This window comes from Amycolatopsis sp. NPDC051716 (assembly GCF_040681595.1).
GTDB lineage: Bacteria > Actinomycetota > Actinomycetes > Mycobacteriales > Pseudonocardiaceae > Amycolatopsis.
In genome coordinates, this window is record NZ_JBFAZA010000059.1 from 1 (window position 1) to 15,455 (window position 15,455).

General features: G+C 69.9%; 12 protein-coding genes and 1 tRNA gene. 9 read left to right on the top strand and 4 right to left on the bottom strand.

Annotation, left to right across the window (positions count from 1 at the left end):
- Positions 1 to 98: 98 nt before the first annotated feature.
- Positions 99 to 1,298 (bottom strand): cytochrome P450, encoded by a 1,200-nt coding sequence (locus tag AB0M30_RS44840; protein ID WP_364597981.1) that lies wholly within the window; start codon positions 1,296 to 1,298, stop codon positions 99 to 101.
- Between the two features lie 117 nt (positions 1,299 to 1,415).
- Here AB0M30_RS44840 and AB0M30_RS44845 point away from each other — a divergent pair, with 117 nt between their 5' ends.
- From AB0M30_RS44845 to AB0M30_RS44855, 3 genes are all read left to right on the top strand, one after another.
- Positions 1,416 to 1,766, top strand: a complete 351-nt coding sequence (locus tag AB0M30_RS44845; RefSeq protein ID WP_364597984.1) for a YciI family protein — start codon at positions 1,416 to 1,418, stop codon at positions 1,764 to 1,766.
- Complete coding sequence (locus tag AB0M30_RS44850) at positions 1,763 to 2,989, top strand: sigma-70 family RNA polymerase sigma factor (protein WP_364597987.1); 1,227 nt, start codon at positions 1,763 to 1,765, stop codon at positions 2,987 to 2,989. Before AB0M30_RS44845 ends, AB0M30_RS44850 begins: the two co-directional genes overlap by 4 nt.
- Before the next feature lie 345 nt (positions 2,990 to 3,334).
- A complete protein-coding gene (locus AB0M30_RS44855) occupies positions 3,335 to 4,012 on the top strand; it encodes a response regulator transcription factor (protein WP_364597990.1) in 678 nt (225 codons plus the stop codon).
- A gap of 67 nt (positions 4,013 to 4,079) precedes the next feature.
- Here AB0M30_RS44855 and AB0M30_RS44860 read toward each other — a convergent pair whose 3' ends face one another.
- On the bottom strand, positions 4,080 to 4,409 hold the full coding sequence (locus AB0M30_RS44860; protein WP_364597993.1) for a hypothetical protein: 330 nt from the start codon (positions 4,407 to 4,409) through the stop codon (positions 4,080 to 4,082).
- A gap of 199 nt (positions 4,410 to 4,608) precedes the next feature.
- Here AB0M30_RS44860 and AB0M30_RS44865 point away from each other — a divergent pair, with 199 nt between their 5' ends.
- On the top strand, positions 4,609 to 5,988 hold the full coding sequence (locus AB0M30_RS44865; RefSeq protein ID WP_364597996.1) for a hypothetical protein: 1,380 nt from the start codon (positions 4,609 to 4,611) through the stop codon (positions 5,986 to 5,988).
- Between the two features lie 117 nt (positions 5,989 to 6,105).
- Here AB0M30_RS44865 and AB0M30_RS44870 read toward each other — a convergent pair.
- Positions 6,106 to 6,179: transfer RNA gene (locus tag AB0M30_RS44870), tRNA-Gly, on the bottom strand.
- Between the two features lie 107 nt (positions 6,180 to 6,286).
- On the opposite strand from AB0M30_RS44870, the gene AB0M30_RS44875 reads away from it, so the two are divergent.
- Entirely contained in the window at positions 6,287 to 7,483 is a 1,197-nt protein-coding gene (locus tag AB0M30_RS44875; protein ID WP_364598062.1) for an oxygenase MpaB family protein, read from the top strand.
- 22 nt (positions 7,484 to 7,505) lie between these two features.
- The gene (gene dcd, locus AB0M30_RS44880) at positions 7,506 to 8,087 is read left to right on the top strand and encodes a dCTP deaminase (protein WP_003058109.1); all 582 of its coding nucleotides are present in this window, start codon (positions 7,506 to 7,508) and stop codon (positions 8,085 to 8,087) included.
- Here the strand turns inward: dcd and AB0M30_RS44885 are convergent.
- The gene (locus AB0M30_RS44885) at positions 8,084 to 9,277 is read right to left on the bottom strand and encodes an FAD-dependent monooxygenase (RefSeq protein ID WP_364597999.1); all 1,194 of its coding nucleotides are present in this window, start codon (positions 9,275 to 9,277) and stop codon (positions 8,084 to 8,086) included. The two genes, dcd and AB0M30_RS44885, sit on opposite strands and share 4 nt — an antisense overlap.
- A gap of 73 nt (positions 9,278 to 9,350) precedes the next feature.
- Between AB0M30_RS44885 and AB0M30_RS44890 the strand changes: the two genes are divergently transcribed.
- From AB0M30_RS44890 to AB0M30_RS44900, 3 genes are all read left to right on the top strand, one after another.
- Positions 9,351 to 9,833, top strand: coding sequence for a MarR family transcriptional regulator (locus tag AB0M30_RS44890; RefSeq protein ID WP_364598002.1), 483 nt, complete (start codon positions 9,351 to 9,353; stop codon positions 9,831 to 9,833).
- Positions 9,834 to 9,908: 75 nt separating this feature from the next.
- On the top strand, positions 9,909 to 14,585 hold the full coding sequence (locus tag AB0M30_RS44895; protein WP_364598005.1) for a hypothetical protein: 4,677 nt from the start codon (positions 9,909 to 9,911) through the stop codon (positions 14,583 to 14,585).
- Between the two features lie 145 nt (positions 14,586 to 14,730).
- Positions 14,731 to 15,438, top strand: coding sequence for a CAP domain-containing protein (locus tag AB0M30_RS44900; protein ID WP_364598008.1), 708 nt, complete (start codon positions 14,731 to 14,733; stop codon positions 15,436 to 15,438).
- Positions 15,439 to 15,455: the final 17 nt, after the last annotated feature.

Below are 15,455 nucleotides of genomic sequence, written 5' to 3' on the forward strand. Positions count from 1 at the left end.
AGGCCAGACCGACCGCACCAACTACCCAGCAACCATCACCATCACGATCATCACCGAGTTGACACACGCCCCTGAGCCTTAACTTTCCGGCATTGGGGTTAAACCTCGACCGGCAGGTGGAAGAGCCCGCGCGTGATCGGGCTCGGCCACCAGGTCAGCTCCTCTTCGGCGACGGCGAGCCGGGCCGTCGGAAGGCGGCGCAGCAGGGTCTCGAAGGCGACGTCGGCCTGCAGCCGGGCCAGGGCCGCGCCGATGCACAGGTGCGGTCCGGCACCGAAGGCGATGTGCCGGCGTTCCGCAGCCCGCTGTCCCGGCCGGAAGGCGTCCGGTTCTTCGTAGGCCGCGGGGTCGCGGCCGGCGGCCAGCACCGACACGAGGATCGGGTCGCCCGGCCGCATGAGCCGGCCGCCGATCTCGACGTCCTCGGTCGGGAACCGCCAGGTGGCGTTCTGGAGCGGCGCGTGCAGCCGGAGCGTCTCCTCGATGACGGCGGCGCGGTGCTGAGGATCCTGCCGCGCCTTCGTTGCTTCGCCGGGGTGGGTCAGCAGCGCGAGCGCGCCGGTGGCGATCAGCCCGACGGTCGTTTCGTGGCCGCCGATCAGGATCAGGAACGCCGTCGACGTCACCTCGTCCGCGGAGAGCGTGCCGGTGGCCTCCTGGGCGACGAGGTCGCTGATCAGGTCGGTGCCCCGCGTCGCCCGCTTGGCCTCGACGACCTCGGTGACCAGCTGTTCCAGCACGTCGGTGGCTTCGCGGACCTTCGAACCGTCGGTGTCGTCGGCGGAGTCGATGACCAGGGACCACTCGTGCACGTCTTCGCGGTACCGCTCGGGCACCCCGAGCAGGTCGCAGATGATCGCGATCGGCAGCGGGTAGGCGAGATCGGTGACCAGGTCGCCGTGCCCGCGTGCTTCGACGGCGTCGATCAGCTCGTCGGTCACCTGCTGGGCGCGTTCGCGCAGGTGCTGCATCCGGCGCGGGCCGAACGCGCCGGCACAGGCGCGTCGCAACCGGGTGTGCTCGGGCGGATCGGTGTTGATCATGTTCGACGCGAGCGACGGCCGGTGGTCGAGCGGCAGGCCCATGCCCGACCGCTGCCATTCCTCGTTGCCGGCCGAGGGGCTCTTGACCAGCGCGGGGTGGTTAAGCGCCTTGACGGCGTCGTCGTACCGCGTGATCAGCCAGGCCCAGGTGCCGGTGGGAAAGCCGAGCCGGTGCGGTGGTCGTTCGCGCAGCCACGCGTAGGCGGGTGCGGGGTCGCGATCGAAGTCCGGACCGAACAGCGCGGGCTCTCCCATGCGCTCACCCTGCCCGCCGGACTTTCTTCGCGACAAGTGTCCCGGCGCGGCTTCGCCCGTTCGTCCTTACAGTGAGAACCGGCGATCGGCGCCGGTCAGGATCTGTGAGGAGCAGCCATGCCCCAGTACGCCGCGATCATCTACGCCACCGACATCGACCCGACCACGCCCGAGGCCGTGGACCTGATGAAGGACTACAACGAGTTCGGCGAGGGCGCGGCCGCGGTGATCCGCGGCGGCGCGGCCCTGTACCCGACGGCGACCGCGACCACGGTCCGCGTCACCGGCGGCAAGGGTGGCGACCTCGTCACCAGCGACGGCCCGTACGCGGAGACGAAGGAAGCCCTCACCGGCTTCTACCTGCTCGAATGCGCCGACCTCGACGAAGCGGTCAAGGTCGCCGCCCGGATCCCGGGTGCCTGGGACGGCGCGATCGAGGTCCGGCCGGTCGTCGACTTCGGCAAGTGACCGGCGCCGGGGACGCGGTCGCGCGGCTGGTCCGGGAGGAGGGCACCCGGGTACTGGCCACGCTGGTCCGCGTCACCGGCAGCGTCGACCTGGCCGAAGACGCGGTCCAGGACGCCGTCGTGCGCGCGCTGGAGACGTGGCCGCGCGACGGCGTCCCGGAAAATCCGCGCGGCTGGCTGCTGGTCGCGGCCCGTCGCCGGGCGGTGGACGTGGTCCGCCGCGAGGCGAAGCGCCAGGGGAAGGAGGCCGTCGCGATGCCCGACATCGACCCGTTCCCCGACCCGCTGGTGGTCCGCGACGACCTGCTGCGGCTGGTCTTCACGTGCTGCCACCCCGCGTTGTCCCTGGACGCCCAGGTGGCTTTGGCGCTTCGGACGTTGGGCGGTTTGTCGACGGCGGAGGTCGCCCGCGGCCTGCTGGTCCCCGAAGCGACCATGGCGAAGCGGCTGACGCGCGCGAAGCAGAAGATCGCTCAGGCGCGGATCCCGTACCGGGTCCCGTCGGCGGAGGAATTGCCGGCACGGCTGGCCGGCGTGGCGTCGACGGTGTACCTGATCTTCAACGAGGGCTACACGGGCCGTGTTTCGCTGCTCACGGAGGGCGTGCGGCTGGCGCGCCTGCTGTTTTCCCTGATGCCGGACGAGCCGACGGCGTTGGGGCTGCTGGCTTTGGTGCTGCTGCAGGACGCCCGCCGCCCCGCGCGGTTCTCGTCGGGCGTGCCGGTGTTGCTTTCCGAGCAAGACCGTTCGTCGTGGGACACGTCGTTGATCAAGGAAGGCGTCGAGCTGGTCGCCCGCGGCTTGCGCCGGACACCAGCGGTGCCGAACGTTTACGTGGTCCAGGCGGCTGTCGCCGCGTGCCACGACCTGGCGCCATCTTACGAAGAGACGAACTGGGACGCGGTGATTTCCTGGTACGACGTGTTGCTGTCGGTCCAGGACACCCCAGTGGTCCGCTTGAACCGGGCGGCCGCGATCGCGGAACGCGACGGGCCTGCCTCGGCATTGGAGCTGGTGGACGCCTTGGCGGAATTGGACGACTACCCGTGGTGGCACGCTTCGCGGGCGGAGTTGTTGCACCGCTTGGGTTCCGCGTCGGCCTTCGAGGCGTTGGACCGCGCGGTGGAAACCGGTTTACCTGCCCCTCACGCTGCGCAATTGCGGGCCAGAATGGAAAGCGAAAACCCCGGTCGGAAGGCTCGGGGTTTCGGTGCGAGCGGATGACGGGAATCGAACCCCTGCTGACCCGCTGTCAACGGTCCGTGTCCGGCCCGGCCGGAGGTCGGTCGGCCCCTTGAGTCCATATGGTGCCTGACTGTGGCGCAGTTCACGTCGACCGAGTCACTCGTTTGGGTGGTGACGTTGCTGATCTTGGATCGCTATTTTGGTCAGGTCACAGGGGAGGTGGCTTAGGTGAGTGACCCGATTTTTCGTGGTGGGACCGCGGTCTGCGTCAGCCACGCTTCTGGTGACCGCGTGAGATCTTTTTGATTTCTCACTGCTGACAGCAGCTGTAAGAACGCCGCTGATCGCCGTGCGCCGACGGCATGGTCGGCGGTTGGGGATTGGATGCCAGTGATCGCCGTTGTTGTTGCGGAGAGCCATGAGATCGTGCGGGTGGGAATTCGCGCTGTCTTGGCGCAGTCTCGAGTGTGCCGGCTGGTGGGAGAAGCCGGCGATGTCGCCGGATTGCTGTCGGTCCTGCGAGGGGCGGGACCACATGTTGTCGTGCTGGACGCGGTTTTGCTGCGCCGCCGCGGTGTTGCTTTGGTTGATCAGGTGCTGGCCGCGTGTCGGCGGGCTTGCCCGCGGATCGTGATCACGGCAGCAGCCGGGGATGAGGAGTTGGTGTTGGACGCGGTCCGGGCGGGGGCTGCGGGTTCGGTGTCGAAGGAGGTGTCGCCGCGCGTGCTGGTCGAGGAGATTGTCCAGGTCGCCGGCGGGAAGTTGCGTTTGCCGCAGTGGGCGGTGCGGCGTCTGGTCGACGCGCATCGTCGTGGGCTGCTGCCCGTGGGCAAGCCCGCGGCCGCGCTGACGAGGTTGACGCGGCGGGAAGCCGAGGTCGTGCGGCTCGTCGCCGCGGGGCGCAGCAACGCTGACATCGCGCGGGTTTTCGTGGTGAGCGAGTCGACAGTGAAAACGCATCTTCATCGGGCGATGCGCAAGCTTGATGTGTCCAGCCGCTCGGAGATGGTGATTTTCGCCTACCGCAACGGCATTGCCTGGCCGTCAGGGGCACGCGACTGAAGCAAAGAGTGAGCCGTGGGCCCTTTCGGGTGCCACGGCTCACTCAAGCGCATTCAGGCTGACCGCTTTACGGGATGCAGGGGCCCTGGAGTTCGGTCGCGGTGATCTTCTCGGAGGCGGAGTTGCCGACGGCCACGACCGCGCCCTTGGCGATGCACAGGGTGTTGGTCCACTGCGAGCCGTGGAGCGGAATGTGCAGGAACCGCACGTGCGCCGGGGAGTTGCCGCAGTTGGTGTAGGCCCAGTGCAGGATTCCCTGGGACAGGCCGCAGTCCCGGACGGTGGCGGAAGAGCTGGTCTGGGCGTTGGCGACGGCAGGGCCGGCGAGACTGAGCGCGCCGGCCGTGGCGATCCCGATGATGGCGGCGGCACTTGCGGACTTGAGCGTGGAGATCACGTTGCGCCTCTCGATAGCTGAACGGCAGAATCGCCGTTTTTCGTTGTGGCAGAACGAAACGTTAAAGATCGGGGCGTCCGGAATCGTCCGTCGGTTGCGGTGGAAAACCCGTCAACTTCCGCGGCAGTGTGGTTGACGCGCGCAGTTCCCTATGGGTTCGCCTGCGCGGGCGCTCCCCTATGATCATCAGGCTGACCGGGTGGCGATGAGGGCCGAACGCAAGGTCGAGGGGTTTGTGGTGCGGCGAGACCGACTAGACGACGTGGCGCTCTCAGCGTCTGGTGACAGCGGCGACGGAGACGTCTCGTCAGACGGTGGCCGGCGCTCCCGTGCGAGCACGGTCGGCGGGCTCGGCGTGACGGTTCTCGCGACTTCGGCGATGGGTTACGCGCTGCTCCTGCTGGCCGGCAAATACCTCAGCTCCGCTGAAAATGCCGTCTTCCTCGGGTTTTGGGGATTGCTCATGGGCGTGGGCAGCGCCTTGTCACCGGTGGAGCAGGAGCTGTCGCGGCAGACGGCAATGGCCTCGGCACAGGGTCGCAAGCCGGACTTGAGCGCTGCCCGGACCTTCGGGGTCACGCAAACCATCGCGATCGTGGTGGCCGCGGTGCTGGTGGTGCCGGCGGTGAATACGCAGCTGTTCGACCAGCACCGGGAGCTGGCGCTGGTCGCCGGGTGCGGGATCGTGGCGTTCCCCGCGTTGTACGCGATGCGGGGGTTGTTCATCGGAGCTGGGCAGAACGGGCGCTACTCGGCGATTTTGCTGGCCGAGGCCGCAGCGAGGCTGGTGCTGTTCGCCGGGTTCGTCGTCGCCGGGGTCAGCGGGCTGACCTGGCTGGCGGTCGCGGTGGCGGTCGGCTCGTGCGCGTGGCTGCCGTTCGCTTTCCGGGCGCGTGGCTTGGTCGAGCCGAATCCGTCAAGTGAGCCGTGGGGCGCGTTGTGGCGGCGCATGCTGGGCCTGACGGTCAGTGCGGCGTTGACCGCGAGTGTGCTGACCGGCTACCCGGCGGTGGTGAAGCTTGTCGCGCCGCGCGGGAGCGAGGACGCGCTGGGCGGGTTGTTCCTGGCGGTGTCGCTGCTGAGGTCACCTTTGCTGCTGGTGCTGGCCCCCATCCAGACGCTGGCGGTGCCGACCGTTGTGCGGGTGCTGCACCAGCCGGATGGGGTGCGCCGGCTGCGGCGGTTCGCGGCCTTGGGGGCGGGCGGCACGCTGGTTGTCGGCCTGGTCGTGGGGGCGGTGGCGTATGTGGCGGGGCCGTGGGTGTTTCGCCTGCTGTACAAGGAAAAGTTCGCGGTGCCGGCGTGGACGATGGCCGGTTTGGGCTGGTCGGGGATCGCGCTGGCGGCCACGATGCTGACGGTGGCGGTGCTGGTCGCGCGGAAGCAGACTGGCCGGGTGGTCACGGTGTGGGCGGTGGTGGCCGGGTTGAGTCTGCTTGTGCTGCTGGTTTCGCCTGGCGGGATTTTGTTCCGCGCTGTGCTGGGCGCGACCGTCGCGCCGACTGTGGGTTTGGCGGTCGCGCTCGTGTTGGTCGTCGCAGCGCGCGACACGGCTACTCGGCGTGAGTCGTCTCGCTGAGGGCGACCCCAATGCGGACAGCTAATGGCCCACTAATGGCCCACGCCGCTGCGGGGGCGGGTAAAAACAAAACCCCACGCCGCTCGACTTATGCCGGTTGACCTGGGGTTTCGCTGCTGGAGCGGATGACGGGAATCGAACCCGCGTATTCAGCTTGGGAAGCTGATGTTCTACCATTGAACTACATCCGCAGTGCGTCGCCAGCATACACGGCAGCGTGATCCCCCTGTCCAGGCCCCTCCTCCTTGACTCGCGCGCGTCAAGTGACAACAATCGTTGTCGACTGGCGGAGGTGAGTGTGGTGGACGAGCCCGAGCTGTTCCGGCAAGGCGGGTTCCGGCTGGCCCAGCGGCTGTTCATCGAGGGTGACATCCGGGGTGACGAGCGGCAGGTCGCGCGCCTGCGGGAGTTCGCCCAGGTGCAGGACCGGCTCGCGGACGACGTCGTCGCCTGGATGGCGCAGCAACCCAAAGGACACGGGCGCGCCCTCTTCGAGGAAGCCCTGACGAACCGAGCCGAAGCGACCGGGCCGCTCAAGGACTTCTTCGACCAGGTCGACGCCAAGCCCTACTGGGTCGATGACGAACGGCTCGAGCGGGGCGCGAAAGCCATCACGCGGGCCGGGTTGCTGGGGCTCTTCCCGCTCGGGGACATGTCGCTGATGGGCGGCTACCTCGCGTCGCGCGCCACGAAATCGCTGGTGGGGACCGGGGAGATCGAATACCAGGCCATCCGGCGGCTCGTCGAGACCGCCGCGTGGTGGATCGACGTCACCACGCCCGGTGCTCTCGAGCACGGCCGGAAGGGGTACGCCTCCGCGCTGCGGATCCGGCTCGTGCACGCCCACGTCCGCGCCGCCATGAACCGGCGGGACGACTGGGACTACGCCGCCTGGGATCGGCCCGTCAACCAGGTGCAGACCGCCGGGACACTCCTGCTTTTCTCGCTCGTCTACGTCTTCGGCACGCAGCTGCTCGGCCTCCGCTACTCCGCCCGCGAACGCGGTGACATCCTGCACCTCTGGCGCTACATCGGCTGGCTCATGGGCGTCGACGACGAACTGCTGCCCGCCTCCGAAGAGGACGCTTGGCGGCTGCTGTGGCTGCTCGCCGCCACCGAGTTCATCCCGGACGACGATTCGAAGCGGCTCGCCAAGGCGCTGATCGAGGCGAACGCCGCCGTCGGCGAGGGGCGCGGGGCCGTCGGGAAGGTGCTCTCGCACGTCTCCGTCGCCGTGCACTCGTCGATCAGCCGGCTCGTGCTCGGGAAGACCAACGCCGACTTCCTCGGGCTGCCGAACGATCCCGTCGCGCAGGCCGCGATCGTCGCCGTCGCGGGGGTCAACTTCGCCGCCGAGACCGTGCGGCGGTTCATCCCCGGTGCCACCGCGCTGCAGGAACGGATCGGGCGGGCCGGGCGCCGCGGGTACGTGAAGCGGCTCGAGAAGATCTTCGCGCCCGACACCACCTACGCGCAGCACATGCGGGCGGCCTGAACCCACCGGATAGGCTTCGGCCGTGCTGCTCAGTGACCGTGACCTCCGCAAAGAGCTCGACGCCGGCCGGCTCGGCATCGACCCCTTCGATGCCGGCATGGTCCAGCCGTCCAGCATCGACGTCCGGCTCGACCGCTTCTTCCGCGTCTTCGACAACAGCAAGTACACCCACATCGACCCGCAGCTGCAGCAGGACGAGCTGACCTCGCTGGTCGAGAAGGAGGGCGACGAGCCCTTCGTGCTGCACCCCGGCGAATTCGTGCTCGGCTCGACGTTCGAGCTCGTCACCCTGGCCGACGACCTCGCCGGCCGCCTCGAGGGCAAGTCCTCGCTCGGGCGCCTCGGGCTGCTCACGCACTCGACCGCCGGGTTCATCGACCCCGGCTTCTCCGGGCACATCACCCTGGAGCTGTCGAACGTCGCCAACCTGCCGATCACGCTCTGGCCCGGCATGAAGATCGGCCAGCTGTGCATCTTCCGGCTGTCCAGCTCGGCCGAGCACCCGTACGGCTCCAGCGAAGCCGGGTCCCGCTACCAGGGGCAGCGCGGCCCGACCCCCAGCCGGGCGTACAAGAACTTCCACCGCGTCGACACCTGGCGCTAAACCGATACCTTCTCGTCCCAATCGATGTGGTGGTTCCACATGAAGGCGTTCGGGTCTTCCTTGAACGGCTTGGCGAACGCCCGCTTGATGAAGAAGTCGCGGACGACCCGTCCGACCGGGCCGATCACCTTCTGCTCGCCGTTGCGCTTGCCGGCCGCGACCACGGCCTCCACGCGCTCGCGGCGCAGACCCTCGTAGGTGGCCAGCGCGCGCTCGACGTCCGGCACGTCGCGGAGGCATTTGCCCAGCGTGACGGCGTCTTCGATGGCCATCGACGCGCCCTGGCCCGCCGCCGGCGACGTCGCGTGCGCCGCGTCGCCGATGATGACCATGCGGCCGCGGTGCCAGACCGGGACCGTCGGGAAGTCGTACGTCGGCCAGGCCGGGTAGATCTCCCGCGTCGCCCGGATGATCTCGGCCGCCGGTGTCCGGTCGCCGGCCACCAGGTGCAGGAGCTCGGCGCGCAGCTTTTCGCCCGAGAGCGTGATCAGCTCGGCCGGGGCCGGTTCGGTCTTGCGGGCCGGGTTCGCGAACCACCAGACGCGGCCGTCCGTGCTGACGACGTGGCAGAAGAACACCCGCTTGCCGAACACCATGTTCAGCACGCCCGGCTCGTCGGGCAGGTCCAGGCCTTCGGCGAACCCGCCGGTGTTCAGCAGCGGGACGTACCGCGGTGACGGCGCGTCCGGGTCGATGATCGTGCGGACGCGGGAGCGGAGGCCGTCGGCGCCGATCAGGAGGTCGCCTCGCGCGTGCGAGCCGTCGGAGAAGTCCGCGCTGACCTGCGTGTTCGTCTGGCTCGCGCCGACCAGGCGCTTGCCGTATTCGACGCGGATGCCGCGCCGCGCGGCCTCGTCGCGCAACGCCACGTAGAGGTCGGAGCGCAGGACGGTCTGGCTCACCGTGCCGTCCGGGAGGGTGCCGCCCAGGGGGAATTCGGCGAGCCGGGTGCCGTTGCCGAGCCCGATCGACATCCGCGGCGAGTCGAAGCCCGCGCTCCGGACGACGTCCTTGAGGCCGAGCGGGAGCAACGCGTCCAGGCCGTTGACGGCCAGCGTCAGGAACGCCCCGACGCCTTCGGAGTCGCGGTCGTACGCCTCGAACAGCAGCGGCTCGTGGCCGGCTTCGTGCAGGGCGATGGCCGTGATCGTGCCCGCGACGCCACCCCCGATGATCAGTGCTCGTGTCATGTGGTTCGACCCCTCGAATGTCTTAGAAACTAATTCGTTCTGTCGAACTAAAGAGTGAGCTAGGCTGGTCGCCGTGTCAAGCGAGCGAACGGAACTCGTCGAGGAAGTCCTGCTCAGGTCGCGGGAGCTGTCGACGGAGACGGTCATGTTCCACACCGCGATCTCCGAGACCCGGGGGCTGTCGGCGGTGGAGAGCAAGGTCCTGGACTACCTCGCGCGCTTCGGGCCGCAGACGCCGAAGGACCTCGCGCGGCTGTCGGGGCTCGCGCCCGCGTCGGTGACGGCGATGATCGACCGGCTGGAGCGCAAGGGCATCGTCAACCGCGAGCCGCACCCCGACGACCGGCGCAAGATCCTCATCGCGCTGGACCTGCAGTCCATCGCGAGCGGGGTGCACCTGTGGGACCACCTCGTCAAGGGCATGTACGAGCTCTGCGACCGCTACACCGACGACGAGCTCCGGACGCTCATCGGGTTCGTCCAGGCCGCCACCGCCCTCACCCACGAGTCGACGGTGAAGCTGACCGGCTCCGGGCCAGGGGCCACGAACGAGTGAGTTTGAAGGCGTAAAACCGGCTCTCGTGCCACGCTCCCAAGGTCGTCTCGGCCCCGCAGGTGGCGAGGAGTGCCGTTGCCCGAAAGACCGCTTCGCCCGATTCTCGTGCTGGCACTGGTCTTCCTGGCCTCCGCCTTCGTGCCGTCGGCGGGCGCGGCCGGCGCACCGCCGTTCGAGGTGGCCTACGACGACGTGGTCTACGGCGACTTCGTCTACGCGGGCAACGGCGTCCTGCGCTGCCCGGTCGCCGCCGACGACGCGCCGATCAAGGGGTCGGTCGCGACCCCCGCGGCGTGCGCGAACACCGCCGACCGCAAGGACACGCTGGCCAACGACGACTTCTTCATGCAATGGGCCGACGTCGACGCCGACCCGGGCACGTTCGACTCGGCGAGCGCGTCGGTGGGCGTCCCGCCGGGGGCCCGCGTGGTCTTCGCCCGGCTGAACTGGGCCGGCAGCACCACCTGCGGTCCCTCGGCGGTCGCACCGCCCGGGACGCCCGCGAAGCAGAACGTCCGGCTTTCCGTCGGCAGCGCGGACTCCGTGGACATCGCGCCTTCGGGGTACGCCGAAGACGGTGGTTACTACTCGGCGCGCGCCGACGTGACCAGCCTTTTCGCGAAGGTGCCCGCCGTTTTCGACGTGACGGTCGGGAACGTCTGGGCTATGCGGGGGTTCGACTGCGTGGGTGGCTGGTCGATCGCGCTCGTCTACGCCTATCCGGAGCGCAACGCGGACTACGCGCCGAACAAGCGCAAGGTGGTCGTCTACGACGGCCACGTCCGGCAGACCGCCGGCGCCCCGGCGGCGGAGGCGACGATCACCGGCTTCCGCGCCGCGGCCGCCGACGCGCACCTCGGCGTCACCGCGTACGACGGCGACTGGGGTGCGTCCGGCGACCAGTTCCTGGTCGACGGCACCCCGGCCGCCGAGCCCGCGACCGGCGGCACGTCCAATTTCTTCATCTCCAACGCCGACAACGCCGCGGCGCCGGGCGCGAAGAACAACTTCAGCGTCGACGCGAAGGCGTTCAACGTCGACAGCATCCCTGCCGGCGCGACGAGCACGAAGCTCGGCTTCGTCACCAGCGGCGACGCGATCCTGGCGCAGAATCTCGCGTTTTCGGTGCCGGTGCCCGAACTCCAGCTCGCTGTGCGCGCTACCCGGCCGAAGGCGCACGCCGGTGAGCCGGTGCCGTTCGCCGTCGTCGTGACCAACCCGGGCGAGGTCCCGGCGTCCGGTGTCGAGGTCGCCGACCCGGCCGTCCCGGGCTGCGCCAAACCGCTCGGCACGCTCGCCCCGCACCAGACGGTCAGCTACACCTGCACCGGAACCGCGCCGCCCGACGACTTCACGAACACGGCAAAGGCCACGGGCACGAGCGCGCTCGGCGACGCGCTCGAGGGCGTCGCCGGCGCGCGCGTCGACGTCCTGCACCCGGCGCTGGGCATGACGAAGACGGCCGACCGGCCCGCGTACCGCGCCGGCGAGGCCGTGACCTTCACGATCAAGGTCACGAACACCGGCGACACGGGGCTGTCCGGCCTCCAGGTCGCCGACCCGAAGACGCCGTCGTGCGCTCTCACCGGAGCACTCGCGCCGAGCGAAAGCCGCACGACGACGTGCACCGCGAAGGCGCCGATCGCCGACGGCGTCAACACGGCGAGCGCGGTGGGCACCGACGAGCTCGGCAAGCAGGTCACGGCGACGGCCGACGCGCCCGCGCCGACGATCGCGCCCGCGGTCCAGGTCACCAAGACCGCGGACCCCCCGGTGATCCACGCCGGCGACGCCGTCACCTGGACGGTCGCGGTGCACAACACCGGCGACAGCCCGCTCGCCCCGGTGAAGCTCACCGACGACACGACATCGGCGTGCGCGCGCACCTTCGCCGGCCTGGCCGCGGGCGCGACGCAGACGTACACGTGCACGGCGAACCCGTCCCGGACCACGACGTCCCAGCTGACGGCGACCGGAACCGACCTGGCCGGTCGGCCCGTGACGGCCACCTCGTCGGCGACGGTCACGGTCATCACCCCGGAGCTGACCCTCACGAAGGACGCCACGCCCGCCATCGCCCGCGCCGGCGACCCGATCACGTTCACGATGACGGTCGCCAACGCCGGCGACGCACCGCTGACCGAGGTCACCGTGACGGACGACGTCCCGGCGTGCGCCAAGGCGATCGGCGCCCTGGCCCCCGGCGCGACGGTCGTTTACCGGTGCACCGCACCAGCCCCACCGGACGACCTCGCCACGACGGCCACGGCCACCGGCAAGGACCAGCTCGGCCGCGCGGTGAAGGTCACCGACGACGCGGCGGTGGACGTGATCCACCCGGCGCTCCGGCTGGCCGTGCGCGCGACACCGGCCCAGGCCCGCGAGGGCGACACGGTGACCTGGACGATCACCGCGGCCAACACGGGCGACGTGCCGCTCACCGAGGTCACGGTCGCGGACGACCAGGTCCCGGCGTGCGCGAAGCGGTTCGGCACGCTCCAGTCGCAGGCGCAGCAGGAGTACACGTGCACGACGCTCGCGGGCACGGCCGGCTTCGCGAACAAGCCGGCGCTGACGGGCACGGACCCGACCGCTCGCCCGGTGACAGCGGCCGCGGAGGGAGCGTTCGCGGTCCAGCACCCGGCGGTCGCGATCACGACCGAGGTGACGGGCGGCCCGTTCCGCGAGGGCGACAAGGTGCCGTTCCGGATCACCGTCCGCAACACCGGTGACGTGCCGCTGGCGAGCCTCCGAGTCACCGACGCGCCGGCCAGGGACGCGCAGGCGACGGACGCGCAGGCCGCGGCCGCGCAGGCGACGGACGGGCAGACCACGCACGCGCAGGCCCCGGATGCGCAGGTCGCGGGCACGCAAGCCATCGGCGCGCCCGCCGAGGTCGCGTCGGGCACCGGCGCGCGGGCCATCGGCGGCCCAGCTGCCGCGTTGGGCACCGGCATGCGAGCCCTTGGCGGCCTAGCTGCCCTGTCGGGCACCGGCGCGCGAGCCATCGGCGCGCCCGCTGCCTCGCCGGGCACCGGCGCCACCACCTCGGCGACCCAGAACCCAGCCACCGGCTGCACCCAAACCCTCGAGGGCGCCCTCGCCCCGGGCGCCACCCGCGACTTCACCTGCACCACCACGGCCCCGGCCGATGACGTCACCCGCAGCGTCCGGGTCACCGCCACCCCACCAGTCGGCTCGGACGTCACCGCGTCCGGCAGCGCTGCCGTCGACGTCATTCATCCGGCCGTCGCGATCGCCCGGACCGTCGACTTCTCCGTCGTGCACGCCGGAGACACCGTGACCTCGACCGTCACCGTCACCAACACCGGTGACAGCGCGCTCCAAGACGTCGCCGTCGCCGACGAGCGGGCTCCGGACTGCGCCAGATCCCTGGGCCGGCTCGAACCTCAGGCCAAGCGCGCCTACACCTGCACCCAAGCCGCCGGGGAAGCCGACTTCGCCGCCGTCGCGAACGCCACCGGTACCGATGCCACGAATCGGCCGGTGACCGCCTCCGCCAGCGCCGGCGTCGACGTCATCCATCCCGCCATCAGCGTCACCGACGACGCCGCACCCGCGCGTGTCCGGCAAGGCGACACCGTCACGTTCACCCTCGTCGTCGCGAACACCGGTGATGTCCCGCTGACCGATGTGTCCCTTGTGGACAGTCGGACTCCGGCGTGCGCTCGGTCCATCGGCACCCTCCTTCCCGGCGCCCGGCAGCGCCACTCCTGCAAGGTAGACGCCGGCACCGACAATTTCGTGAGCTCCGCCACCGCAAGTGGCACCGATCCGGTGAAACGCCAGGTCAGCGCGACCGACAACGCGGCCTACACCGTGCTGCACCCGGCCCTCGAGCTCACTCAGGACCTCCACGGCGGCCCCTTCCGCCCGGGCGACACCGTCACCGCCACCCTCACCGTCACCAACACCGGCGACGTTCCGCTGACCGCCGTCGACGTTCGGAGCGGGGCCTGCACGAAGACCTTCGACGAGCTGAAACCCCGTGACAGACAGAACTTCGACTGCACCACGACCGCCCCGGCCGACGACGCGGACATCGCCGCGGAGGCGACGGCGGACGCTCCCATCGGCCCGCCGCTCACGGCAAAAGACACGGACAAAGCCGACGTCATCCACCCCGCCGTCAAGATCACGGCCGACGCGGCACCCAAGATGGTCCGCGCCGGCGACGATGTCACCTTCACGATCACCGTCACCAACGCCGGCGACGTCCCGCTCACCGCGGTGTCCGTTGTGGACGGACAGGTCACCTGCGCGCACAAGTTCGACACCGTGGCCGCCGGGGCGGTCAAGACCTACACCTGCACCCGCAAAGCGCCCGATGACGACTTCGGGCAAACCGTCGAGATCAGCGGAATCGACCCGAGTGGTCGCGCGGTGCAATCGGCCGGTGACGCAAAAGTCGATGTCGTCCACCCGGAGATCGCGGTGATGAAAGACGCGGCTCCCTACGAAGTCCGGGAAGGCGACACCGTCACGTTTTCGATCCTGGTCAAGAACACCGGTGACGTCCCGCTCGCCGACGTGCGGGTGGTCGACGACCACACGCCGTCCTGTGCCCACACCGTGCCGGAACTGGCCGCGGACGCCGAAGTCTCGTACATCTGCACAACGATCGCCGGCAAAGTTGGCTTCACGGGCAAAGCAACGGCCACCGGTCAAGACCCGGTCCGGCGTCCGGTGACAGCTTCCGGCGAAGCGGCGTTCGTCGTTCGAATGAGCTGAATGGAGTAACGCGGAAGCGGCCGATTGCCCCGAAATCGGTGCCTGTCACCGACGGGAAATGTGACCAGTGCGTTCGTAGGGTTCTCGTCGTAATTGTCCCGTGATACGTTCCTGCGCCGTGTCCCCCATTGGTGAACGTGCGCACGTGGTGATCGTGTCACTCAGTGTGCTGCTCGGCGTTTTTTCCGCCGCGGCAGGCACCTGGATGGCCACCGCTGAAGGAAACACCGCGGAGCTCGGCGCCGCGGCGCTGGTCCTGCCCAACGCGCCCGCCGGCGCCGGCAGTGGCAGCGGGACCGACGTCTCCGGCCGCCAGGTCCAGACCACCACCCCCGGTCAGCCCGCCGCGCCCTCGAGCTCGGCCCCCGCTCCGACGTCCTCCAGCGCGGAACCCACGCCGAGCGAGACGTCCGCCGCGCCGCAGCCCTCGACGTCCGAAGCGCCGCCGCCGCCGTCGACCACCAAGCCCGCCGCCCGGGTCGCGCCTTCGACGGCCGCTCAGGTCATCGCGCTGGTCAACGACGAGCGCGCCAAGGCCGGCTGTGAGCCGCTGACCGAGGAATCGCACGTCACGACGGCCGCGCAGGACTACAGCGACCAGATGTCGGCCGAGAAGTTCTTCTCCCACACCAGCCCCGACGGCACGACCTTCGACCAGCGCATCAAGCAGGCCGGTTACCCGAAGCCGGGCGCGGAGAACATCGCGCGCGGGCAGACGTCCGCGGCGCAGGTGATGGACTCCTGGATGAACTCCGAAGGCCACCGCGCCAACATCCTGAACTGCTCGCTCAAGAAGATCGGCGTCGGCGTCACCACCGCGGGCTGGTACTGGGTCCAGGACTTCGGGTACTGAGGATCACCAAGGCCAGC

What these genes read in the sequence shown, in the direction of transcription:
- AB0M30_RS44840 (WP_364597981.1), bottom strand. Translation starts at nt 1,298, where the DNA reads ATGGGAGAGCCCGCGCTGTTCGGTCCGGACTTCGATCGCGACCCCGCA.
- AB0M30_RS44845 (WP_364597984.1), top strand. Translation starts at nt 1,416, where the DNA reads ATGCCCCAGTACGCCGCGATCATCTACGCCACCGACATCGACCCGACC.
- AB0M30_RS44855 (WP_364597990.1), top strand. Translation starts at nt 3,335, where the DNA reads ATGCCAGTGATCGCCGTTGTTGTTGCGGAGAGCCATGAGATCGTGCGG.
- AB0M30_RS44885 (WP_364597999.1), bottom strand. Translation starts at nt 9,277, where the DNA reads ATGACACGAGCACTGATCATCGGGGGTGGCGTCGCGGGCACGATCACG.